Raw genomic sequence first — 21,657 nt, 5'->3', positions numbered from 1 at the left:
TAAGTATCTTTTTCTATTATATATGAGTTCTTTCAGAAATTATATTGAAAAGGCTTGAAATGGAGGGGTTTTTTCTTCCAATTATATTTCCAAATGACCAGAGACATCCTTTATAAACCTTTGAATAAAATCTTGCTCTTCTTTCGTATATCCATCTAAAAGTAACAGCCACTTTTCTTCAGCTTGTTTATGCAATTTTTCATGAGCTTTATATATTTCATTTCCTCTTTCCGTTAAGCGGAAGAAAATTTCTTTTTGATTATCTAACATTTGCATTTTCTCAACGAATTGCTTTTGAAACAACTTTGTACAAATTTTAGAGATTGCGCCTTTCGTCATTCCCATTTCTGTTGCAATAGCAGTTACATTCATCAGACCATTTTTTCCGATACACTCGATAACATGTAACTCAGATAAAGACATACCACTTACACCTGTCTCACGAAGAAACTTCTCATTATTTTCTTTCAAATGCTCTTCTTTTTTATGAAAAAGTGTACGAATATCCGAAAGTATTTCCATTTGTTTCGCTGTACGTTCCAATCCATTCGCCTCCTAAGTTTCCAAAGAAACAATTTAACTATATACCATTTTAAAATCATTTTTTCATCTTTACAAGTGAGAAAATCATGTTAAAATTAATTTAGTTTCCAAGGAAACTAAATGACAAGGAGGTTAACATTATGGAAAAAAACAAACTGAATTTCATTTTATATGTTGTCTGTATGAGTGCCTTACTCGGTTCCTTCGCTCAAAATATTTATACACCTATCTTGCCGATGATTCAAAATTCGTTTCATACTTCTCTTTATCTTGTAAATTTAACCGTTTCACTTTTCACATTCGTTCTTGCGGTTATGCAGCTCATATACGGACCTTTAATTGATACAAAGGGAAGAAAATCTGTCCTTATCCCTAGTTTAATCATTAGTACAATCGGCTCAATTGGTTGTGCTTTCTCACCAAACATTTACTTATTTCTATTTTTTAGAGCTGTTCAAGCTATAGGAATAGCGGCTATACCTGTAGTTGCAGCAACGATTATCGGTGATTTATTTGAAGGAAAAGAACGCGGAGAAGCGATGAGCCTTTATCAAATGTTACTTGCTCTCGCACCTGCAATCGGTCCTCTCATAGGTGGCTATCTCGGCAGTATAAATGGCCACTTATCTGTATTTCTTTTTTTATCTACAATTGGCATCATCTTATTAATTATAAACATTTCACTACTTCCAGAAACAAAACCAAATGTAATTGAGAAACCTGAAGCAAAAAAGAATTACTGGCTTATCTTAAAAAATAAAACTGGATTTTCCATTACACTTATTGGCTTTATTCAATTTTGTATATATTTCTGTTTCCTCGTTTTTTTACCTAGCATATTAACAAATATATTTCATCTAAGCGCAAGCGAAATTGGTCTTATGTTTGTACCAATGTCCCTTTCTCTTATGTTAGGAAGCTATTGCTACAAATTTTTGCAAAAACATTTCAAAACAAGGCAGGCTTTATTCATCACTAGTTTCTTCAACATTATATGTGTCACTTTATTCTCTTTCACATATAGCATCAATATCCCATCCGTAATTATCGTTACCTCTTTATACGGTTTTAGTATGGGACTTTCTATGCCGACTCACACTACTTTATTAACGGAAGAATTCGTACAAGAACGCGCAACTGCCATCGGTATGTACAACTTCATTCGCTATCTTGGTATGGGTACAGGGCCTATTGTAGGTGGGTTTCTTTTATTTAATCAAAATTACTTTTGGATTTTCTTCCTAGGGGCAATTATATTTCTACTTATAGTTTTACACGCAATGAAAATGCTACATTCCCATGCTGCACAAAAAGCTTAAGAGACCTATAGATGGTCTCTTAAGCTCTTTGATCAGCAACGATATGAATATCAATATACTTCGTTTGTCTCATAATTTCATTTACAATAGAACCTTTTCGTATTTCTTCCCACCGTGTTCTCGCCGATTGCCCAAGTAAAACTTGTGTCACCTGTAGTCTTTTTGCAACTTCAATAATAACATCAGCGGGCTTTCTTCCCTTTGCTTCTTCTAATACAAAGCTCGCATCAAATTGATTCGTTAGCGATTTCCACTCTTCAATTGTTTGCTTTTTCCCTGCTGAAAGGGAATCTATATTTTCCCTTTCTACGTTTAACACATACAATTCAGCGTTTAACCGATCGGCCATGCGCCAACCTCTCCGTATTAATTTCTCTGCTGTTGAACTGTATTGTACACAAACGAGAATTTTTTCTTTCACCCCAATCGGTTCTATAACTGTTTGGCTAATTTTATCATCCATATCATCTGCAACTTCACGAAGCGACAATTCCCTTAGTGCCCCTAAATTATTAAGCGTAAAGAAGTTTTGTAAGCTTTGCTTTATTTTTTCTTCCTTATATATCTTTCCATCAACTAATCTCTTCCGGAGTACCTCAGGTGTTGCATCAACAAGTTGAATTTCATTTGCTTTTTGCAAAATAAAATCTGGAATACGCTCTCTTACTTTTACATTCGTAATTTGAGCTACAATGTCATGAACACTTTCTAAATGTTGAATATTAAATGCTGATAATACTGATATACCAGCCTCTAGCAATTCTTGAACATCCATATAACGCTTCTTATTTTTAGATCCAGGAATATTACTATGCGCGAGTTCATCCACTACAACTACTTGCGGCGCACGCTTTATAATTCCTTCCACATCAAGCTCATAAAATCCCTTTCCTTTATAATCTATTTCTTTTAAAGGGACTTTTTCTAAATCAGCAATTGCTTCTTCCGTCTCGATTCTGCCGTGCGTTTCAATTAAACCAATGACAATATCAATACCATCTTTTTTCATCTCTCTTGCATCAAAGAGCATTTTATAACTTTTCCCTACTCCTGGAGCTGCTCCTACATATAGCTTTAACTTCCCCCGATTTTGCTGACGAATATATTCTAAATATTCCTCTGGCGTTCGCCTTTGAAACGTTGGTTTATAGTCATCCGCATACAAAATACTCACAACCTTTCTTTCGAAACAACACTACCTCAATCCTTTAGATTGAGGTAGCACTGTTACTATTTCATTAGTTTCTGTAATTCTAAATTTAACTTTAAGACGTTCACGCGATCTTCTCCAAACAAACCAAGTGCAGCACCTTCCGTTTGATCCTTAATCAATTGATCTAGCTTTTCTTTCGGAATATTCGTTATTTTCGAGATGCGATCCACCTGTACGGAAGCCGCCTTCGGACTAATATCAGGATCAAGCCCTGAACCTGAATTCGTCACTAAATCTATCGGCACTTCTGTAACTGGAATGGTTGGATTTTGTTTTTTCCAGTCTTCAATACTTTTCTCAACTCGTTTTGCTAAATCTGGATTAGACGGTGCATAGTTATTTGAACCAGACGCTTCTGCTTTATATTCTATACTAGAGACACGCCCATGAAAATAACGTGGATCTGTGAAATTTTGACCGATTAATTTTGAACCAACTACTTCATCCTCATCATTATATATAAGACTTCCATCCGCATTATCCTTCATTACCGCTTGCGCAATACCGGTTACAATAAGCGGGTATACAATGCCACACAAGACTAAGAACGTAAAAGTAATACGAATAATTGGTGAAAATATACTTTGTTTTTTCGCCATCTTTTTTCCCCTCTTCCTTATATGAACAGACCGACGATCATATCAATTACTTTAATTCCAATGAACGGAACGATAACTCCACCAAGCCCGTAAATAAGTAAGTTTCGGCTAAGTAGTGCATTCGAACTCATCGGTTTATATGCGATACCTTTCATCGCTAGCGGAATGAGTAATGGAATAATAACCGCATTAAATATTAATGCTGATAAGATTGCTGAAAGCGGTGATGTTAATTTCATAATGTTTAATGCTTCCATTTGCGGAATCGCAAGTGTAAACATTGCTGGAATGATTGCAAAATATTTTGCAATATCGTTCGCAATACTAAACGTCGTTAACGCACCACGTGTCATTAACAATTGCTTACCGATTCCTACAACCTCAATAATTTTCGTTGGATTCGAATCTAAATCGATCATATTTGCTGCTTCTTTCGCAGCTGTCGTACCACTATTCATTGCTAATCCAACATCAGCTTGCGCTAATGCCGGGGCATCATTTGTACCATCACCGGTCATCGCTACAAGTTTCCCTTTATCTTGCTCTGCTTTAATAACTGCAATTTTATCTTCTGGTTTACACTCAGCAACGAATTCATCTACCCCTGCTTCTTTTGCGATTGTTGCTGCTGTTAATGGGTTATCCCCTGTACACATAACCGTTTTAATCCCCATTTGGCGCAATTGTTCAAAACGCTCACGCATACCGGGTTTTACTGTATCTTTTAAATAGATTAAACCGTAAATACGATTATCCACTGCAACTACAAGTGGGGTCCCGCCCTCTTTTGAAATGAAATCTGCTTTTTGATTCACATCTTTCGGGATCATTCCACCTTGTGATTGAACCCATTCAATCACGCTACCTACAGCACCTTTTCTCACTTTCGTTCCGTCTTTTAAATCAACACCACTCATTCTCGTTTCTGCTTTAAACGGAACAAATTCACCTTGTTCGGCAAGTTCTCTATTATATGATATAGATTTCGTTTGTACATATTCTATAACTGATCGACCTTCTGGTGTTTCATCTAAAACTGAACTAATTGCTGCCCACTTTCCTACTTGTTCAATCGTTTCATTACCTACAGGGAGCAGTGTATGTGCCATCCGGTTCCCGAAAGTAATCGTACCTGTTTTATCTAAAATAATTGTATTAATATCACCCGCAGCTTCTACTGCTTTACCCGACATCGCTAATACATTAAACTTTGTCACACGGTCCATCCCGGCAATACCAATCGCTGATAATAGCCCACCAATTGTCGTTGGAATTAAACAAACTAACAACGCTACAAGTACAGCTGTATCAATTTGAAATCCTAAATAATTTGTAAATATCGGCAACGTCACAACAACGATTAAGAAAATAAGCGTCAAACTCATTAATACTGTATTTAAAGCAATCTCATTCGGCGTCTTTTGACGAGCAGCTCCTTCTACTAAAGAAATCATTTTATCAATAAATGATTCACCAGGGTTACTCGTAATTACAATCGTAATCTCATCACTTACGACCATCGTACCGCCTGTTACTGAACAAAAATCGCCGCCCGCCTCTTTTATTACAGGAGCTGATTCCCCTGTAATTGCAGATTCATCGACAGACGCTAAACCTTTAATTACTTCACCATCATTTGGAATCATTTCTCCTTGTTTTACAATAACAACGTCACCTTTTCTCAGATCAGTTGCTGAAACTTGAACAATATCTCCATTTTCTTTTACAACATTTGCAAACACATCTTTCTTCGATTGTTTTAAAGAATCGGCTTGCGCTTTACCACGACCTTCAGCTAACGCTTCTGCAAAGTTAGCAAATAAAACTGTAAATAATAGAATGAGAGAAACTGTTATATTAAACCATCCTGGTACACTACTAGAACGACTTGGAAGAAACGATAAAATGAACGTAATGATAAATCCAATTTCCACAACGAACATAATCGGATTCTTTATCATTACTTTCGGATTCAATTTCGCAAAGGATTGTTTCATCGCATGTGTCACGATATCACGATCCATCGTTTTCGCTTGTCTAACCTCATCTTCTACAACATGTATTTGTGATTCATTTACTCTTTTTTCTTTTACTACTACCGGTCTCATCATTTACCCTCCATTACTTCAATGTAAGAAATTCTGCAATTGGGCCAAGTACTAACATCGGGAAGAATGTTAACGCACCGACGATTACAATCGTTCCGATGAAAATACCACCAAATAAACTATTATCCGTACGGAATGTTCCGACTGTTTCTGGTACTACCGTCTTCTCTTTCAGTGAAGCTGCAACAGCTAGCATCGTAATTAAACTGAAATAGCGTCCTAAAAACATAACTAAACCAGTCGTAATATTCCAAAACGGTGTATTATCTGCTAATCCTTCAAATCCGGATCCGTTATTCGCAGCTGACGATGTGTATTCATATACAACTTGCGTTAAACCGTGGAAACCTGAATGAGAAATTGCATCCGTTCCTAAGCTTGTTGAAAGAGCTAATGCTGAAAACCCTAAAATAAGCAATGGATGAAATAAAATCGTTACCGCAATCAATTTCATTTCCTTACCTTCAATTTTCTTACCTAAAAACTCCGGTGTCCGTCCGACCATTAAACCAGATATAAAGACTGCAATAATTGCATACATAATAATGTTCACAAAACCTGCTCCAACACCGCCGTATACTGTATTTAACATCATATTTACGAGTGGAACTAGACCACCAATTGGTGTTAACGTATCATGCATCGTATTAACAGCCCCTGTTTCAGCAGCTGTCGTTACTGTCGCATAAAGGGAAGAAAATACTGTTCCAAATCGTACTTCTTTTCCTTCTGTACTTCCTTGTACATGTTCGATACCCATTCCATTTAACGCTGGATTTCCATGTAATTCAGATGTCGTAATCGTTATAAATCCTAGTAAAAACACCATGAATAGTGACACGAAAAGGATGCGACCTTGTTTTTTATTTCCTACCATTCGTCCGTACGTAAATGGAAGTGCTGTTGGTAATAACATCATAAGCATCATTTGCAAAATATTACTCATTTGTCCTGGATTTTCGAAAGGATGTGTAGAGTTTGCCCCGAAAAATCCTCCGCCGTTATTTCCAAGTTCCTTAATGGAAACGAATGATGCAACAGGCCCGCGTAATATACTTTGCTTCGCACCATCAATTGTTTGTGCTGTAACCGCCCCGTCTAACGTTTGTGGTACACCAAGTGCGACAAAGACTAGCGCCGCAATAAATGCGATAGGAAGAAAAACTCTCGTTAATGCTCTCGTAAAATCAACGAAAAAGTTACCAAGTTCTTTTCCAGCAAGTCCTCTTATAAACGCCATAACAAGTGCTAATGTCGTTGCTGGTGCCGCGAACATTAAAAATGTAATCCCAATTAATTGTGATAAATAAGACAAACCATTTTCACCGCTATAATGCTGTAAATTTGTATCAGCCATAAAACTAATTGCTGTATTAAAAGCGAGCGTAGGCTCCATTCCCTCAATATGCGCTGGATTTAGCGGCAGCACACCTTGTAATCTGAAAATGAAATATACAACAACAATCATAAATCCGTTGAGTAAAACGAGTGATAATGCGTACTGTTTCCACGTTTGATTGTATTCTTTTACACCCGTAATTTTAAAAATAAGTTTTTCAAAAGGCCCGAATACTTTATCTAGCGTTTTGCTACCTTGAAAAGCTTTTTCTAAATAAATCCCCGTTGGCTTTGCTACTAAAATAAACAAGAGCATTGTAATAACGACTGCAACCCAAATCATAATGAATGATTCCCCCTAATTAAAACTTTTCTGGATTTAATAATGCGTACACTAAGTACACCGTAATCGCTGCAACAATAACCGATAAGGCAATCATCATGATTGCTTCCCTTCTTTCACAACTTTATCTGACCAACTTGCCAGGCTTGCCATCGATGCAACTAATACAACAAAAATCCCGATCATTACAACATCTAACATAACTACCCCTCACTTTTTGTTAAAATTTACCATCTTATTATCAAAAAAAGAACACTAAGCTCTACTTAGTGTTCGAAATGAACAACACAAAGTAAACCTCCTCTCTAAACGCTTACGAGGTTAGCTGTCGGATTCGGGCCTAAAGAGTAGCCCTACTTTCAAAATTGAAAGATTCACCCCAAGTGACGATGCACAAAATTGGTTCCCCCGCTCCATTTCTGGAACTCAGCGATTTTAGGTTTTTTTTGGAAATTTCATGAATGATTTATGAGAGTAAATATACTCCTCTATTTTTAACTTGTAAAGAGCTAAATTACTGAAAATAAGAAAATATCCATCTATTTAAACGCTTACATTGAGTGTTATTAATATTATTTCATCTGTTTTCTCATCTTTTCTTTCTTTTTCACAGAAATGATCTTTTAAATACGAAATAAAAAGAGCGAATGGCATGAAGTGCATAGCTTGTTGCACTCAGCATTCGCTCTTTTTTTCACTATTTATTCTCCACGCAAAAACACGCGCAAATTTCTCCCACGAATATAAACTTGTGACAATTCTGCATGTAGCTGCTCATATTCGATAACATCTGTTTTTAAATATAAAGCGTCTTTCGATGGCAATATAATATAGGGCCTTGGAAAAATAGGATCAAGCACCACCAATTCTTGTACTCGCTCTACCGATACCGCCCAACGATTCGCTATATCTCCTAGTAACAACACCTTCATCTTCTTTTCCCCCGCCCTATTCAAAAAATAAAAAAGAAATATTATCACAATTCGTAAACACAACAAATTTAGCTCCCATTGTTTCATAGAGCCTCGCTGGATATCGTTTATTCCTTGTAACAACAGTAATAGGTGCCTGAAAAGAAAAGCGAATGTGTTCTGTAAAGAAGCTAACGATTGAAAGCTCATCCCCTAGTAAAATCACCTTCTTAATACATTCACAAATACTAGTAAAATCTTGCGCCTTACTACAGCTATAAGTCCAATCAAACCCACAATTCCTAACTTCAGCAGCTATCTCTTCATTTGCTGTAAAAATAATTAACTCATGCTGAAATGCTGCTAGCTCTCTTAAACTCTTTACCTTATTTTCTTCTCCAACGCAAATAAGCGTTAATTCCATGTACCTCATCCTCCTTAGCATAAAAGAACTCAAACATAGATTGATATTCTCCTATACTAATCAGACCGACGAAGTGATATATCCATCATGGCACCGCCCTCTCTCAAGACGCTTACGAAGTTAGCTGTCGGATTCGGGCTTTGAGAGTAGCCCTACTTTCAAAATTGAAAGATTCACCCCTAGTGACGACGCACCAATTGGTTCCTCCGCTCCATACATTTGGACTCAGCGTATTACAAAAAATGTATTCTGGCTGATATATTACTCCTGTATTTGGAAAAAGTAAACAATATAAAATCCTTAAGATGGATTTTGCATTGTTGCTAGACATTATAAATATTTATATTCAATAGGGATTTTCATGAGTCGTATTGTAATAATACTAAATAAAGAAATGATTAAAAATTAAACGTGAAACGAGGATGCTATATGAACGAGGGTAAAAAGAATAATTTTATTAAAATAATAAACATTCTAGGTAATTCGTTACTTTTAACTCTAGCGATTTTAGTTACTATTACTAGTTATACTGAATTCCGTACTACACTAGAAATCATTTTTTTAATTTCTTGTTTGTTATTAATTTATAGTAAATACTTAAGTAATAATAAGAAAGCCATGATTCCATACCTTATATTTTTAATATTAATATCATCACACCTTTTATACACTTTATTTATCTAAAAGGACGCATTTAAACAAGATACCCCAATCAAATTCACTACCATATATTAAACTTCTATTAATCATTAACGTTAATAACCAGTGAGGATATAGCCCCACTGGTTGAATTTTCACTTATGCTTGTGTTTTATTCAATTTATATGCAAAATGATTCGTCGGCCCATGACCACTTCCAATATTCAATGGCTCTTCAATCGCTATACTAATAAATTGTTTTGCCTCTTGAACTGCCTCTTCAATTGAATACCCTTTAGCAAGTCCTGCTGTAACTGCAGACGCAAATGTACACCCACTTCCGTGCGTTTGCTTCGAAGGAATTCGTTCACTTCTAAATTCAATAAACTCTTCTCCATCAAAGAGGAAATCGATTACTTCATTACCTTGATATTCTGCATGCCCGCCCTTCATAAGCACATATTTAGCACCTAATTCATGCAATACTTTCGCAGCTTCTTTACTATCGTCTATATTATGAATCTCCATCCCAGTTAACACTTCTGCTTCAGGAACATTCGGTGTTACAACAGTTGCTAGTGGCAATAAATATTCTTTTAATGCTTGTACTGCTTCTTGTTGTAATAATGATGCTCCGCCTTTTGCAATCATAACAGGATCTAGTACAATATTATTCCAGCCGAATCTTTTAATATGTTCTGCAACAATTTGAATAATTTCACTACTAAATAACATTCCTAGTTTTACAGCATCTGGCGTTAAATCCGTACCAATTGAATTCAGCTGTTCCGTAATTCCTTCTAAAGAAACAGGATATACCCCTTGAACGCCAAGCGTATTTTGAGCAGTAATTGCTGTAATAGCCGTCATTCCATACACACCAAGCTCTTGGAAAGTTTTTAAATCTGCTTGAATGCCAGCGCCGCCTCCGCTATCAGACCCTGCAATTGTTAAAGCTTTATTCACTTTCATCCCACTCATCCTTTTCTACCCAAAATAGCGATGATAAATTGTTTTTGCTTCGCTTATATCTTTCGTTCCATGTACAAGTACACGGCCATCTTTAAAAGCCACTAATCTCTTTTCTTCAACCGAAAATGATAATAAATATGGATTTACATTCAAATCATTCACGCGATCATTCAGCAATTTTTTATATTGTTCAAAATCCATTTCCTCTTTATGAGGTGGTCTAATTTGAACTGTATTTCTCCCACATAACACTGCTGTTTTTGAAGTGTTTTCTTTATTTAAATACGGATATATTGCCTGTTCACCACACGATAGACAATTATGTTTACGAAGCTTTTGCACATTCATACATGAATATTCATTTTTCCATACATCAAATGATACAAGTCCCTCTCGAAGTGATTCGTAATCTTCCACTAACAGTTTAAGAGCTTCCGTTACTTGATGAGAAACGACAAGAGATACAGCAGGTGATATAATACCCGCTGTATCACATGTCGCTCCGCCAAGCGGAATCGATTGTAATAAACAAGATAAACATGGCGTTTTGTCTGGAAGAATCGTGTAAGAAAGGCCGTAACTCCCTACACATGCCCCGTAAACCCATGGAATAGAATATTTTTGCGATATATCATTCACAATGAAACGTGTTTCGAAATTGTCAGTCGCATCGATGATTACATCAACATTTGTAACGAGTTCTTCTAACTCTTCAGCCGTTACATCCTGAACGAGAGCTTCTACTCGTACTTCACTATTAATCTCTTCTAGACGTTTCTTTGCCGCTACAGCCTTCGGAAGATTATTCTCTACATCACTCTCTGCATACAATTGCTGCCTTTGTAAATTACTCCAATCGACATAATCACGGTCAACAATTGTTACTTGACCAACGCCTGCTCTTACAAACATCTCTGCGTTTGCACTACCTAATGCGCCTGCACCAATAATGAGTACATGCTTTTCTCTTATCTTTCGTTGCCCTTCTTCTCCAATTGGAGAAAATAATTCTTGGCGAGAATATCGATTATTCAACTACACTCATTCCTTCTAAAGGACTACTTGCTGTTGCACAACGTTTACGTGCAATACGACCTGCTTCAAACCCTAATCGTCCTGCCTCAATACCTAATTTCATTGCGTATGCCATTTTAATAGGATCGTTTGCTCCAGATACTGCTGTATTTAATAACACACCATCCGCTCCTAATTCCATTGCAAATGCTGCATCAGCTGGACTACCAATACCAGCGTCAACAATAACTGGTACTGTCGCTTGTTCAATAATGAAACTTAAATTTAATGGATTTACAATACCAAGCCCTGAACCAATCGGTGATGCTCCTGGCATAATCGCGTGTACACCAAGTTCTTGTAATTTACGTGCTAATACAACATCATCAGATGTATACGGAAGTACGATAAATCCTTCTTCTAGTAACATTTCAGATGCCTTTAACGTTTCTACTGGATCAGGTAATAACGTTCTATCATCACCAATAACTTCTACTTTGATCATATCGCAAAGCCCCGAAGCTTTTGCTAATTTCGCAATTCGAACAGCTTCTTCAGCATTTTTTGCTCCTGCGGTATTCGGTAATAACTTATATTTTTTTACATCAAGTTTCTCTAATAAATTCGGCTGCTTCGCATCGAATATATCCATACGACGTACTGCAAACGTTAAAACCTCAGCCTCAGATACATCAATTGCCTTTTGCTGTACATCAAAATCAGGGAATTTTCCTGTTCCTAATAAAAGTCTAGAATGAAATGAAAATGGTCCAATGTTTAACATAATCAACCGCCTCCTACGAAAGTTACAATCTCAATTTGGTCTCCATCAAAAACAGATGTATCGTTATGATCATCTTTTTGTAAAATATCTTTATTACGTTCTACTACAACAATTCTGTTATCTAATTCTAAATGTGTAAGTAACCCAGCTACTGTTTTTACACTCTCTGGCACTTCAATTTGGTTACCATTAATTTTTAAATTCAAACTTCCATCCCCTTTCTAAACTGTTTTAGAAAGCAATGAATCTAGCAAGTGATTCTCCTGCTTTCCTTCTATTAAATCAGCCATATACTGACCAGAAACAGGACTTAATAAAATGCCATTTCGATAATGTCCAGTACAAGCATATAAACCTTTTATTTCTTCATGCTCTCCCATATAAGGAGCTTCGTGATTAGACTGCGGTCTTAACCCAGCCCACGTACTTTCCCATTCTGCTTCTTTTAAAGCCGGCAATATTGTATAAGCACGCTCTAATATAGAAGTAATACTTTCTGGTTGCACAGTTTTATTAAACGTACGAGGCTTCATCGTTGCTCCAATTACGTAACGCCCACCGCGCTTCGGTGTAATATAAAAACGTTCTTGGAAAATAGGAGCTTTCAAGAGCTGTTTCTTGCTTCTTACTGCAACAACTTCACCCTTCACAGGATACGTACCCCAATCACTATGGAAATACTGTAGTAATTTCGTACTCCATGCCCCTCCAGCGATAACGACTTTTTCGCATATGATTACACCTTCACTTGTAACAATCCCAGTCACTTTATCATTTTCAATTCGAATATCTAACACTTCTGTTTGTTCATATATATCAGCTCCAGAAAATGCCGCGGAGTGTGCGAATGCTTTCGTAAGCTCTGGTGCAATAACATGACCATCTTTTGGATAATATACTGCTCCTATAATTGATTCGGATAGAAACGGCTCTTTTTCTCGCAAACGATCACCCGTTAGAAAATAAGAATCTTCACCTGTTTTCTGTTGCCAATCCATAATATGAAGAATTCTTTCCTTCTCATCTTCATTTTGAGCAATGCGATAAATGCCTTTTTCTTCATACCCAATATCGATGCCTGTCTTTTCACGTAAAACTTCTGCAAGTTGTGGAAATATAGCACGGCTTTCTCTAGCAAGTTCAAACAACGGATCATATTCATCCCACTCTGCCTGAACCCCAAGTAAACCAGCAGCTGCTTTCGAAGCTTCAGATGCGATTCTTTGCTTCTCTATAATCGCTACTTTACGCCCTCTTTCTGCTAGAAAATGTGCAACCGAACTACCAATTACACCTCCGCCAATAATCGCTACATCATACTTCTTACACATGTTTTTCCGCCCACTTTCTTATTGATTCCTTATAAGATTTCGCCTTGCTATAGGGATTACTACTGCTTATAATCCCGGACATAACAGCAATGCCACTTACACCATTTGCAAGAACATCACCTGTATTTTCAGGAGTGATTCCACCAATTGCAGTTATTGGTATGGATAAACACCTTGCCATATCAGCAATTTCTTCTAATCCTCTTGCTGGCACATCTTTTTTACAAGCCGTTGGAAATACATGACCGTAAACGAGAGAATCCGCTCCATTTTTAAATGCCACTATCGCTTCATCTAAAGAATGTACTGAATAACCAACATGCAAATAAGAAAACTTTTCTTTTACTAACCTTACATCTGCACTTCGATATCCTAGCTGAACACGCGGAATATTTAATAAAATAGCAATATCAATTCGATCATTTATTACTATCTTCGATGCCGGAAAGCCTTTCTTCAAAAGACTTTCCACACCTTCATGCAATTCCTTCGTACTTTTCTCACGCTCACGAATATGCAAATAATCAATCTCACTCTCAATTTGCATCGCTACATTCACTAACTCTTCGAATGGCATATGGCCATTTGAGATTACATGGAGCTCATTTTTCATATTCACTCGCCTACTTTAAAATGTTTTCAAATAATTCATCGGCTGGAACAATTTCTTTCGTCATTCCTTTGTCTTTCAACCATTTGTTTTGTTTCTCCCATGACTCTTTTGAATCCGATAAGAATGGCTCATCTTTCGTTTCCATCTTCTCTAATAAAATTTTCATACTTTCTTTTTCAACTTCTGGTACAAGCGGGAAGTTTTCTTTTTCTTGATGATCTAATAAAATATTTAATGCTTCATCAGGTTTTTTCTTCATAAATTCATACCCTTTTTGTGCCCCACGTAAAAAGGCTTGCAATGCTTCTTTATCTTTTTTCAATGTTTTATCACCCGTTACAAACACAAGCTCATGGTAGTTCGGTACTCCGTAATCAGCTGGATTAAAGTATGCTGGTTCATGGCCCTCATGACGCATAACAGGTACTTCATGGTTAATGTATGCTCCTGTTACAGCATCTACTTTTTTCGTAATTAACGCTGGTACTAAATCAAATCCAACATCGACTACTTTTACTGTATCTGGATTACCACCATCTTCTTTTACCATCGTTTTTAAATATGCTTCACTTAAAGGAGTTCCAGAATATCCAACTGTCTTTCCTTCTAAGTCTTTAGGTGACTTAATACCTGCTGATTTCAGTGATACAACATGATTTAACGGCGAACGTACGACAGCTCCAATTGATTTCACTGGAATCTGTTCATTTGCTTTTGCCATGACAACATCTGGTTGATAATACAAACCAACTGTCACTTTCCCTGCCGCCGCTAGCGTTAATGGATCAGTCGGATTAGAAGGGAATTTAATATTCACCTTTACTCCTTCTTCTTTAAAATATCCTTTTTCAATTGCCGTATAAATAAAGCTATGTACCGCATTTGGGTACCAATCAAGCATTACTGTTATTTCTTTTTCTGTTTTATTCTTATCTGATGCTGAATTACTCGAACATCCTGCAATCATTGCAACTAATAATGTAAACACAAAGATGCGTTTTAATAATTTCATGAATGTTTCCTCCAACTAATAAATTTCTTTTCTAATATGGAAATAAGTATGACGAAGAATATAGCTAATAATGATAACAATACAATGGGTGCAAATACACCAGCTCCGTCTAACTGCGTCATCATTCTTTTACTGAAATATCCAAGCCCAGCTTGTGCACCGAGCCATTCTCCAATTGCTGCCCCTATCACACTAAGCGGAACTGCAATTTTTAAAGCTGAGAAAAAGTAAGGAAGAGCAGATGGTAACTTTAATTTAAGAAAAACATCTTTCTTCGTTGCCCCATACGTAACTAAGAGCTCCTCCCACTCTTTCTTCGTACTGCGCAGTCCATCATACGTATTGACCGCAATTGGGAAAAACGTAATTAAAACTGTGACAACAATCTTGCTCCAAATGGTATATCCAAACCATAAAACAAATAGGGGCGCAAGTGCTGTAATCGGGATGGTTTGTGAAGCTATTAATAATGGGTAAAATGCTCTTTCCATCCACGTACTCGCATTCATTAACATTGCTAGCCCCACACCTAATACGATAGAAATAGCAACACCTATTAAAACGACGTATAACGTTGCCGGTAAATGAACCGTAAATAATATGTCTTTTAGTTTCCATATCTTCATTACAATTGCAGAAGGTGATGGCAAAATGTACATCTCATCTACAATTCTTGCTCCTACTTCCCACATAACGAGTAAAATACTAGAAAGTGTCAGAGCAGGAACTAATTCTTTCAAACGGTTCATCATACAAGTACCTGCCTTTGTAACATACTAAGGAGCTCATCTTTAAGCACCAATACTTCAGGCCTATATAAATCCTTTCTTGTTCGGTTACGATCAAGCGGTACAATTCGCTCAGTTAAAGTTGCTATCGGTTGATTTTCTACAACGAAAATTCGATTAGAAAGAAACAATGCTTCTTCAACATCATGAGTGATAAATAAAATTGTTTTTTCCCACTCTTTCCATTGTTCAAACAACCATTCTTGCAAAGATGCCTTCGTTAAAGCGTCCAATGCGCTAAACGGTTCATCTAACAATAATATCTCCCCGCCCGTTAATAAAGTTCGGATAAAAGATACACGTTGTCTCATACCACCAGATAAATCTTTCGGATATTTCGCCTCGTATCCTTGTAACCCAAATTTATGTAACAGTTCTTTCGCTTTTACGTGCGCTTCTTTTTTCTGCACACCTTGGCACTCTAGCGGCAGGGCAGCATTCTCAATAATCGTCCTCCACGGCAAGAGCATATCTTTTTGGGGCATATACCCTACAGGGTGGCTCTTTGTTTCTGTCAGCTCTATCTGTCCAGTACTTGCTTCTTCTAAACCTGTAATAAGGCGAAATAAAGTACTTTTCCCGCATCCACTCGGTCCGATAATACTTACAAACTCTTTATCTTGTATAGAAGCATTTAATTCATTGATGATTGGTTTCTCATCATAATGAAAAGAAACATTATGAAACTGTAGTATGTTCTTGCTCCTCAAATCCCCACATCTCCTTACGATAGGACATATCCCAGAATAAATATTCAAATCGACTGGAATATAGGAAAATCTCCTCTAATCGATCTAGCTCTTTTTCAGACTTTCCAACTGCCATTTCATTTAATAAATCTATTAACCAAATACAAAGGTTACCGTATTCTTCAGAACTATATCCTTGAATCCACTCACCAAAGAACTCATGATCTCTTGCTCCAGGAATATCATTTAAACGCTTTCCAATCTCCCAGTAGCTCCACATACACGGAAGAAGTGCTGCTATTAATTCCGCAAGTGTGCCATTTTGAGATACAGACATCATGTAATTTGTATAAGCTAAATTTTTAGCAGATGGTTTTGCTGACTCTATCTCCTCTATAGAAATTCCAAGTCTTTTTGCATACTGTTTATGGATCGTCATTTCTCCATTTAATATTCCATCAATTTGTTCAGCAAATTTCCCCATTACTTGTGGATTTGTTGCCTTTACAACACCGATGGCATATAGCTTTGCATAATCTAACAAATATAAATAATCTTGAATAATATAATACTGAAACTTATCTTTTTCTAACGTGCCATCCCCCATACCTACTACAAACGGATGATTATGACTCATCTCCCAAACTGGTTGTACAGTTTCTAATAATCTATCGCAAAATTTCATTTCTATTTCCCCCTCCGATATATGTATCTAAATAAAAAACCACTTCTATATAAGAAGTGGTTACAGCAAATAAAATTATACATTTATTCGTTGTCCACTTCCCTTCGCTAGTATTACCTAGATCAGGTCTGTAAGGGTTAAGGATTATTCCTCTCTCAGCACATCAAGCACCCCTAGTGGTTTCAATATGAAATTTTCAAATAAAAAAGCCCCGTTTCTATACGCAAAGAAACGGGGACTCATTGTTAGTGTCCGAATTGCTTCCCTACGCTAGCATAATCTAGATCAGGTAATGAAAAGGATCAAAGGCTTACGGCCTACTCTCAGCTGGCAACACCAGCTCTCCTAGCAAACTATAAAATTATCACTGTCAGTATAACACCGTAATAAGACATCATCAACTGTTTTAATTTTCTTAATTATCCATTAAATATTAATATGTTTAACAAATATAAATGCACTCCCACAAATGATAGATACAATGTTTATTTACGAACCTCTCTTCTAACATTATTTTTATTGATTTCATATTACATTTATGTGAATACGACCAATATATTATATCTTTATACTATAATAAAATTACAACTATACAACTAGAGGAGGTCTTTATTACATGAATATGAAAGCTACGGCTTTAACAGCCACTACTATCGCAATTGCTTCTTTACTTCCTTCTATGGGAGAATCCAATATACAAACAGCTGCTGCTAAGCAACCATCTAAAGTAAAAACTGGATATGTAAAAATTGACAACGTTGCACTACATCAAAATAACCATGCAGACAGTGCAATAATTGACAACATTCGATTTAATAGCCCGGTTACTATTCTTGAGACAACTCAAGATTGGTATAAAGTATCTGTTAACAACAAAACAGGCTACATAAAAAAAGATGCAATTCTATTCAAAAAAAATGTTCAATCAAAGAATCAATATATCGTAAATGCAAACGCATTAAACGTTCGCTCTGAACCTAATACAGAGTCTTCTATTCTAGATATATTACCGAATGGTCAATTCATTACCATTCAAGGTGAACAAGGGGATTGGTACAAAATATTACATAACGGTCAAATTGGATACGTACAAAAAAACTTTGTATCTAATGGATCCACACCTCTGGTAAAAGGTGTAGCTGTACAAGGTTCACCTTCTTATACTGTTGCAACACCAAAATTAAATGTACGTAGCAACGCTAGTACAAGTAGCTCTCTACTTGGTTCGTTACAAAATGGTACACAAGTACAAGTAGTAGAAACGCTAGGTACTTGGTATAAAATTCGTTTTGGCACAGGATACGGATATGTAGCAAAACACTATGTAGTGCAACATCAAAATCAATCACAAACTAAAACAGCTCAACCTTCATCAATTCCAGCTGTTTTCAAATTTCCTACTCAAGGAAGAATTAGCTCAACTTTTGATATGCGCTGGGAACAAATGCATTATGGTATAGATATTGCAGCACAAGGTAATGTCTCTATCCAAGCGGCAGCTGCAGGTAAAGTGGTGAGATCATATTATTCAGCTAGCTATGGCAATGTTGTGTTCGTTGCCCATCAAATAAATGGAAAATTATATACAACAGTTTATGCTCATATGAAGGATCGTGCTGTACAAGTTGGGGATCAAGTGCAAGCTGGACAATTAGTCGGTCATATGGGAAATACAGGTCATTCATACGGGCAACATCTCCATTTTGAATTACATAATGGGGAATGGAATCTTGAAAAAACAAATGCAGTGAACCCACTGCCATATCTAGTTAGGTAAATTGTATGCCACGCAATATCAATATACCTCTCATAATTGAATACTTAGCCTTTTTAGGCTTAATCTGTTGTTTAATCATTTATAATACGAACACTGTATTTTTATCTATTATTATTACTTTTGTTGCCTTAGAAATCATTATGGAAGCATTACAAATGCGGCTAAAACAAAAAATAGCGCATATTTATAATGCAATTTTTCTTTTGAGTGCTCTTATAACAAATATAATTAGTACTGGTTTTTATTTATCTACCATACTTCCTGTATTCTTTATAGGTGTTTTATTATTCATAGCTAGATACATTAATGTTCCTCATAACCAAAAACATGAACAAGAAGCTTAGAAAGAGGAGACACTGTGTACCAATCTTTCAAAGATAATCCAACGAAATATATACTGCATTTATATGAAAAAATGAATACTTTTTTTGGTATACAAGGAAGTTATACTGCACAAATTCTCCTTTATGGAATGTTATTTCTTATCTTAGTTACTTTCTCCTTGTTTTACTAACAAAAAAGGATCTCACATAAACTTGAGATCCTTTTTAATTTATATTAATTTTTAATATGTAAAATACGGTTTAACCACAAGCATATTTTTCATAAATAAAACTAAGATTATATTTTTTCTCTAAACTCATTCTTTGTTCATCATCGCACCAATAGAAAAGAATATCATGAATCGTTGCATAACGCTTATTTTTAAGAAATAGTTTAAAGAAGGATGGTAAACAATCATGTAATTGTATAAATATATAATTGCGTAGTATTTCTTCTTTGTATTCAATGCCCTTACAAATATAAAGTAATTCTTCACAATAATATGCATGCTGTGGAACTTGAATCATTTCAAAAAATGGTACATATGATAGCAACTTTCCAATAAAATGACCATATCGATCCATTACCCCTATCGTCATATGCTCCATCATTTCTTTCATCACATATAAATAATCATCTACATGCGTTGTCTTTAATGGATCTAATCGATCTGAAATTTGAGAAAGTACAGCTCTTTGACAAGCTAAAACTGCTTGACTCGGTCCATAATATGATAGAAAATCTGTACACTTACGATACTTTCGTAATAAGTCATGTGTATACAAATCATACACAAAAGTATTACAATACATTGCTAGATTCATCATATCACTATTTAATTGCTCTTTTGACAGTAGCTTAGCTCGCTTACACATATAAAAGAATGTAAATTCCAATACTTCTTTATGCGATAATAGATGTTTACAATCTGTTATACATTTCTCATTAAATTTAACTCGATTCCAGATTTCTACATCGCCATCTGTTAATTCACCAATACGATATTTAATAATTAAATAGTTTAAAGCAACCGCTTGCGTCAAAAGATCCCATGTTTCATATTCCAATGAAGTTTGGACAAATTCTTCTAGTCCCTGGCTTATCATAAAAGCATTTGCCTCTTCATACCAACCAATCTCTTGACATAAACGCAGAATACGTACTAGAGTTGGAATTTCATCTTTATGAAACTGCGGTAAACCCTTTACTTTTTTCATTCCATATACGATAAATGCCGCTAAATTTTCTTCTTTATAAAACTCTTTTTCTTTCCATACTAATATAGTTCGCTCTTTCCCTTCACCTTTTGGATGACAAGGCACAAGCAAAGAAAATAACTCAGCGAAATTGTTTGGTTCTATATATGTATCTGTAACCAAATTCCAATTTGGATCGCCCTGTACAGCCCTCATATAATTCCCCTTTCCTTTTGTCTACATAGGAAATATTAATCCATTATTACATCATTAACAATGAATATTGTTATATTCAAAATCTATCATAATACTTATATCTATTAGTATATCATTTTTCCTCTTATTAAAAATTAGGAATAACAAATTTTTAATAAACTGTCGGAAATATTAACGCTATATTTATTATATAATGCCTCAGATACATCACGCTAACATATTAGTTTAATCCATATATACTAGAATAATGTATCTGATCTTTATACATACTTTATTCCATGTGCTCCGAGATTTCACTTAAAGCAAAGCCAGCTTGATCATCAGCCGATTCTCTTATAGCTAAATCACCTAGTGCTAGCATACCCACAAGTTGCCCACTCTCAACTACTGGTAAGCGTCTAATTTGATACTGTGCCATTAATTCTGTAGCTTTTTCAATCGAATCATCTGGAGAAACTGAAACAATGTTTGTTGTCATTATATTTGTAATTTTATTAGATCCAGGATGTTTTTCAGCAATCCCACGAACAACTAGGTCTCGATCAGTAACAAGCCCAACAACTTGTTCATTTTCAACAACAGGAATCAATCCAACCGATTCTTCCTTCATTTTTACAGCAGCCTCATATACATTGTCTAACGGTGTACAATGTACAACATGAGTACTCATAAAGTCTCTCACTCGTGTCATTTTTGTCTCCTCCTTTTTATACATACCATAGCTTTTCCTAAATCCCTTTATTTATTTCAGGAAAATCAGTTGATAAAGGAGGATTCTACAAAATAAAAAAGAGTCAGCATATTGCTGACTCTTTTTTT

24 protein-coding genes and 4 riboswitches are annotated in these 21,657 nt (G+C 35.8%); of the genes, 3 read left to right on the top strand and 21 right to left on the bottom strand.

The window, feature by feature from the left end:
• Positions 1 to 81: 81 nt before the first annotated feature.
• Positions 82 to 543 carry a MarR family transcriptional regulator gene (locus BAU23_RS21420; RefSeq protein ID WP_002125351.1) on the bottom strand — a complete coding sequence of 154 codons (462 nt, stop codon included), beginning with the start codon at positions 541 to 543 and terminating at the stop codon, positions 82 to 84.
• 140 nt (positions 544 to 683) lie between these two features.
• Here BAU23_RS21420 and BAU23_RS21415 point away from each other — a divergent pair, with 140 nt between their 5' ends.
• Entirely contained in the window at positions 684 to 1,862 is a 1,179-nt protein-coding gene (locus BAU23_RS21415) for an MFS transporter (RefSeq protein WP_071735121.1), read from the top strand.
• 19 nt (positions 1,863 to 1,881) lie between these two features.
• Here the strand turns inward: BAU23_RS21415 and kdpDN are convergent, their stop codons facing one another.
• The 18 genes from kdpDN to tenA form a co-directional block, all read right to left on the bottom strand.
• Complete coding sequence (kdpDN, locus tag BAU23_RS21410) at positions 1,882 to 3,036, bottom strand: KdpD-like non-kinase potassium sensor (RefSeq protein WP_080119853.1); 1,155 nt, start codon at positions 3,034 to 3,036, stop codon at positions 1,882 to 1,884.
• A gap of 56 nt (positions 3,037 to 3,092) precedes the next feature.
• Entirely contained in the window at positions 3,093 to 3,674 is a 582-nt protein-coding gene (gene kdpC, locus BAU23_RS21405) for a K(+)-transporting ATPase subunit C (RefSeq protein WP_071735120.1), read from the bottom strand.
• Between the two features lie 17 nt (positions 3,675 to 3,691).
• A complete protein-coding gene (gene kdpB, locus BAU23_RS21400) occupies positions 3,692 to 5,782 on the bottom strand; it encodes a potassium-transporting ATPase subunit KdpB (protein ID WP_016128727.1) in 2,091 nt (696 codons plus the stop codon).
• A gap of 13 nt (positions 5,783 to 5,795) precedes the next feature.
• Complete coding sequence (kdpA, locus tag BAU23_RS21395; RefSeq protein WP_000638365.1) at positions 5,796 to 7,463, bottom strand: potassium-transporting ATPase subunit KdpA; 1,668 nt, start codon at positions 7,461 to 7,463, stop codon at positions 5,796 to 5,798.
• Positions 7,464 to 7,482: 19 nt separating this feature from the next.
• A complete protein-coding gene (kdpF, locus tag BAU23_RS21390) occupies positions 7,483 to 7,563 on the bottom strand; it encodes a K(+)-transporting ATPase subunit F (RefSeq protein WP_000972378.1) in 81 nt (26 codons plus the stop codon).
• Positions 7,560 to 7,664, bottom strand: coding sequence for a SipW-dependent-type signal peptide-containing protein (locus tag BAU23_RS21385; protein ID WP_000887889.1), 105 nt, complete (start codon positions 7,662 to 7,664; stop codon positions 7,560 to 7,562). The genes kdpF and BAU23_RS21385 overlap by 4 nt, the downstream gene beginning before the upstream one ends.
• Positions 7,665 to 7,759: 95 nt before the next feature.
• Positions 7,760 to 7,905: riboswitch (cyclic di-AMP (ydaO/yuaA leader) on the bottom strand.
• Positions 7,906 to 8,164: 259 nt separating this feature from the next.
• Complete coding sequence (locus tag BAU23_RS21380) at positions 8,165 to 8,395, bottom strand: hypothetical protein (protein WP_000866317.1); 231 nt, start codon at positions 8,393 to 8,395, stop codon at positions 8,165 to 8,167.
• Between the two features lie 16 nt (positions 8,396 to 8,411).
• On the bottom strand, positions 8,412 to 8,798 hold the full coding sequence (locus BAU23_RS21375) for a hypothetical protein (protein ID WP_000424065.1): 387 nt from the start codon (positions 8,796 to 8,798) through the stop codon (positions 8,412 to 8,414).
• Between the two features lie 93 nt (positions 8,799 to 8,891).
• A riboswitch (cyclic di-AMP (ydaO/yuaA leader) is annotated at positions 8,892 to 9,039 on the bottom strand.
• Positions 9,040 to 9,596: 557 nt separating this feature from the next.
• A complete protein-coding gene (thiD, locus tag BAU23_RS21365; RefSeq protein WP_116733312.1) occupies positions 9,597 to 10,418 on the bottom strand; it encodes a bifunctional hydroxymethylpyrimidine kinase/phosphomethylpyrimidine kinase in 822 nt (273 codons plus the stop codon).
• Between the two features lie 6 nt (positions 10,419 to 10,424).
• The gene (gene thiF, locus BAU23_RS21360) at positions 10,425 to 11,444 is read right to left on the bottom strand and encodes a thiazole biosynthesis adenylyltransferase ThiF (RefSeq protein ID WP_001065456.1); all 1,020 of its coding nucleotides are present in this window, start codon (positions 11,442 to 11,444) and stop codon (positions 10,425 to 10,427) included.
• Entirely contained in the window at positions 11,437 to 12,207 is a 771-nt protein-coding gene (gene thiG / locus BAU23_RS21355) for a thiazole synthase (protein ID WP_000931991.1), read from the bottom strand. Before thiG ends, thiF begins: the two co-directional genes overlap by 8 nt.
• A 2-nt stretch (positions 12,208 to 12,209) precedes the next feature.
• Positions 12,210 to 12,413, bottom strand: coding sequence for a sulfur carrier protein ThiS (thiS, locus tag BAU23_RS21350; protein WP_001049509.1), 204 nt, complete (start codon positions 12,411 to 12,413; stop codon positions 12,210 to 12,212).
• Positions 12,414 to 12,428: 15 nt separating this feature from the next.
• Positions 12,429 to 13,538, bottom strand: a complete 1,110-nt coding sequence (gene thiO / locus BAU23_RS21345; protein ID WP_000335195.1) for a glycine oxidase ThiO — start codon at positions 13,536 to 13,538, stop codon at positions 12,429 to 12,431.
• A complete protein-coding gene (gene tenI, locus BAU23_RS21340) occupies positions 13,531 to 14,151 on the bottom strand; it encodes a thiazole tautomerase TenI (protein ID WP_000787157.1) in 621 nt (206 codons plus the stop codon). The genes thiO and tenI overlap by 8 nt, the downstream gene beginning before the upstream one ends.
• Positions 14,152 to 14,161: 10 nt before the next feature.
• The gene (locus BAU23_RS21335; RefSeq protein ID WP_000771331.1) at positions 14,162 to 15,163 is read right to left on the bottom strand and encodes an ABC transporter substrate-binding protein; all 1,002 of its coding nucleotides are present in this window, start codon (positions 15,161 to 15,163) and stop codon (positions 14,162 to 14,164) included.
• A complete protein-coding gene (locus tag BAU23_RS21330; RefSeq protein WP_002074534.1) occupies positions 15,160 to 15,912 on the bottom strand; it encodes an ABC transporter permease in 753 nt (250 codons plus the stop codon). The genes BAU23_RS21335 and BAU23_RS21330 overlap by 4 nt, the downstream gene beginning before the upstream one ends.
• Positions 15,912 to 16,661: an ABC transporter ATP-binding protein gene (locus tag BAU23_RS21325; RefSeq protein ID WP_071735118.1), complete on the bottom strand. Its 750-nt coding sequence runs from the start codon at positions 16,659 to 16,661 to the stop codon at positions 15,912 to 15,914. Before BAU23_RS21325 ends, BAU23_RS21330 begins: the two co-directional genes overlap by 1 nt.
• A complete protein-coding gene (tenA, locus tag BAU23_RS21320; protein WP_000666826.1) occupies positions 16,630 to 17,325 on the bottom strand; it encodes a thiaminase II in 696 nt (231 codons plus the stop codon). Before tenA ends, BAU23_RS21325 begins: the two co-directional genes overlap by 32 nt.
• 82 nt (positions 17,326 to 17,407) lie before the next feature.
• A riboswitch (TPP riboswitch) is annotated at positions 17,408 to 17,510 on the bottom strand.
• A 60-nt stretch (positions 17,511 to 17,570) separates the two neighbouring features.
• A riboswitch (TPP riboswitch) is annotated at positions 17,571 to 17,682 on the bottom strand.
• A 259-nt stretch (positions 17,683 to 17,941) separates the two neighbouring features.
• On the opposite strand from tenA, the gene BAU23_RS21315 reads away from it, so the two are divergent.
• A complete protein-coding gene (locus BAU23_RS21315) occupies positions 17,942 to 19,102 on the top strand; it encodes an SH3 domain-containing protein (protein ID WP_071735117.1) in 1,161 nt (386 codons plus the stop codon).
• A 5-nt stretch (positions 19,103 to 19,107) separates the two neighbouring features.
• The gene (locus BAU23_RS21310) at positions 19,108 to 19,446 is read left to right on the top strand and encodes a hypothetical protein (protein ID WP_001137809.1); all 339 of its coding nucleotides are present in this window, start codon (positions 19,108 to 19,110) and stop codon (positions 19,444 to 19,446) included.
• Positions 19,447 to 19,686: 240 nt separating this feature from the next.
• Here the strand turns inward: BAU23_RS21310 and BAU23_RS21305 are convergent, their stop codons facing one another.
• Positions 19,687 to 20,838, bottom strand: a complete 1,152-nt coding sequence (locus tag BAU23_RS21305) for a DUF3965 domain-containing protein (protein ID WP_001203039.1) — start codon at positions 20,836 to 20,838, stop codon at positions 19,687 to 19,689.
• 271 nt (positions 20,839 to 21,109) lie between these two features.
• Complete coding sequence (locus BAU23_RS21300; RefSeq protein ID WP_000199003.1) at positions 21,110 to 21,529, bottom strand: CBS domain-containing protein; 420 nt, start codon at positions 21,527 to 21,529, stop codon at positions 21,110 to 21,112.
• Between the last annotated feature and the right edge of the window lie 128 nt (positions 21,530 to 21,657).

This window comes from Bacillus nitratireducens (assembly GCF_001884135.1).
Taxonomy (GTDB): Bacteria; Bacillota; Bacilli; order Bacillales; family Bacillaceae_G; genus Bacillus_A; species Bacillus_A nitratireducens.
The sequence above is the reverse complement of the archived record's forward strand: the minus strand, read 5'-3'. Positions and strand labels throughout refer to the sequence as shown.

What these genes read in the sequence shown, in the direction of transcription:
- BAU23_RS21415 (WP_071735121.1), top strand. Translation starts at nt 684, where the DNA reads ATGGAAAAAAACAAACTGAATTTCATTTTATATGTTGTCTGTATGAGT.
- kdpC (WP_071735120.1), bottom strand. Translation starts at nt 3,674, where the DNA reads ATGGCGAAAAAACAAAGTATATTTTCACCAATTATTCGTATTACTTTT.
- kdpB (WP_016128727.1), bottom strand. Translation starts at nt 5,782, where the DNA reads ATGAGACCGGTAGTAGTAAAAGAAAAAAGAGTAAATGAATCACAAATA.
- kdpA (WP_000638365.1), bottom strand. Translation starts at nt 7,463, where the DNA reads ATGATTTGGGTTGCAGTCGTTATTACAATGCTCTTGTTTATTTTAGTA.
- kdpF (WP_000972378.1), bottom strand. Translation starts at nt 7,563, where the DNA reads ATGATGATTGCCTTATCGGTTATTGTTGCAGCGATTACGGTGTACTTA.
- BAU23_RS21385 (WP_000887889.1), bottom strand. Translation starts at nt 7,664, where the DNA reads ATGTTAGATGTTGTAATGATCGGGATTTTTGTTGTATTAGTTGCATCG.
- BAU23_RS21380 (WP_000866317.1), bottom strand. Translation starts at nt 8,395, where the DNA reads ATGAAGGTGTTGTTACTAGGAGATATAGCGAATCGTTGGGCGGTATCG.
- BAU23_RS21375 (WP_000424065.1), bottom strand. Translation starts at nt 8,798, where the DNA reads ATGGAATTAACGCTTATTTGCGTTGGAGAAGAAAATAAGGTAAAGAGT.
- thiD (WP_116733312.1), bottom strand. Translation starts at nt 10,418, where the DNA reads ATGAGTGGGATGAAAGTGAATAAAGCTTTAACAATTGCAGGGTCTGAT.
- thiG (WP_000931991.1), bottom strand. Translation starts at nt 12,207, where the DNA reads ATGTTAAACATTGGACCATTTTCATTTCATTCTAGACTTTTATTAGGA.
- thiO (WP_000335195.1), bottom strand. Translation starts at nt 13,538, where the DNA reads ATGTGTAAGAAGTATGATGTAGCGATTATTGGCGGAGGTGTAATTGGT.
- tenI (WP_000787157.1), bottom strand. Translation starts at nt 14,151, where the DNA reads ATGAAAAATGAGCTCCATGTAATCTCAAATGGCCATATGCCATTCGAA.
- BAU23_RS21335 (WP_000771331.1), bottom strand. Translation starts at nt 15,163, where the DNA reads ATGAAATTATTAAAACGCATCTTTGTGTTTACATTATTAGTTGCAATG.
- BAU23_RS21330 (WP_002074534.1), bottom strand. Translation starts at nt 15,912, where the DNA reads ATGAACCGTTTGAAAGAATTAGTTCCTGCTCTGACACTTTCTAGTATT.
- tenA (WP_000666826.1), bottom strand. Translation starts at nt 17,325, where the DNA reads ATGAAATTTTGCGATAGATTATTAGAAACTGTACAACCAGTTTGGGAG.
- BAU23_RS21315 (WP_071735117.1), top strand. Translation starts at nt 17,942, where the DNA reads ATGAATATGAAAGCTACGGCTTTAACAGCCACTACTATCGCAATTGCT.
- BAU23_RS21310 (WP_001137809.1), top strand. Translation starts at nt 19,108, where the DNA reads ATGCCACGCAATATCAATATACCTCTCATAATTGAATACTTAGCCTTT.
- BAU23_RS21305 (WP_001203039.1), bottom strand. Translation starts at nt 20,838, where the DNA reads ATGAGGGCTGTACAGGGCGATCCAAATTGGAATTTGGTTACAGATACA.
- BAU23_RS21300 (WP_000199003.1), bottom strand. Translation starts at nt 21,529, where the DNA reads ATGACACGAGTGAGAGACTTTATGAGTACTCATGTTGTACATTGTACA.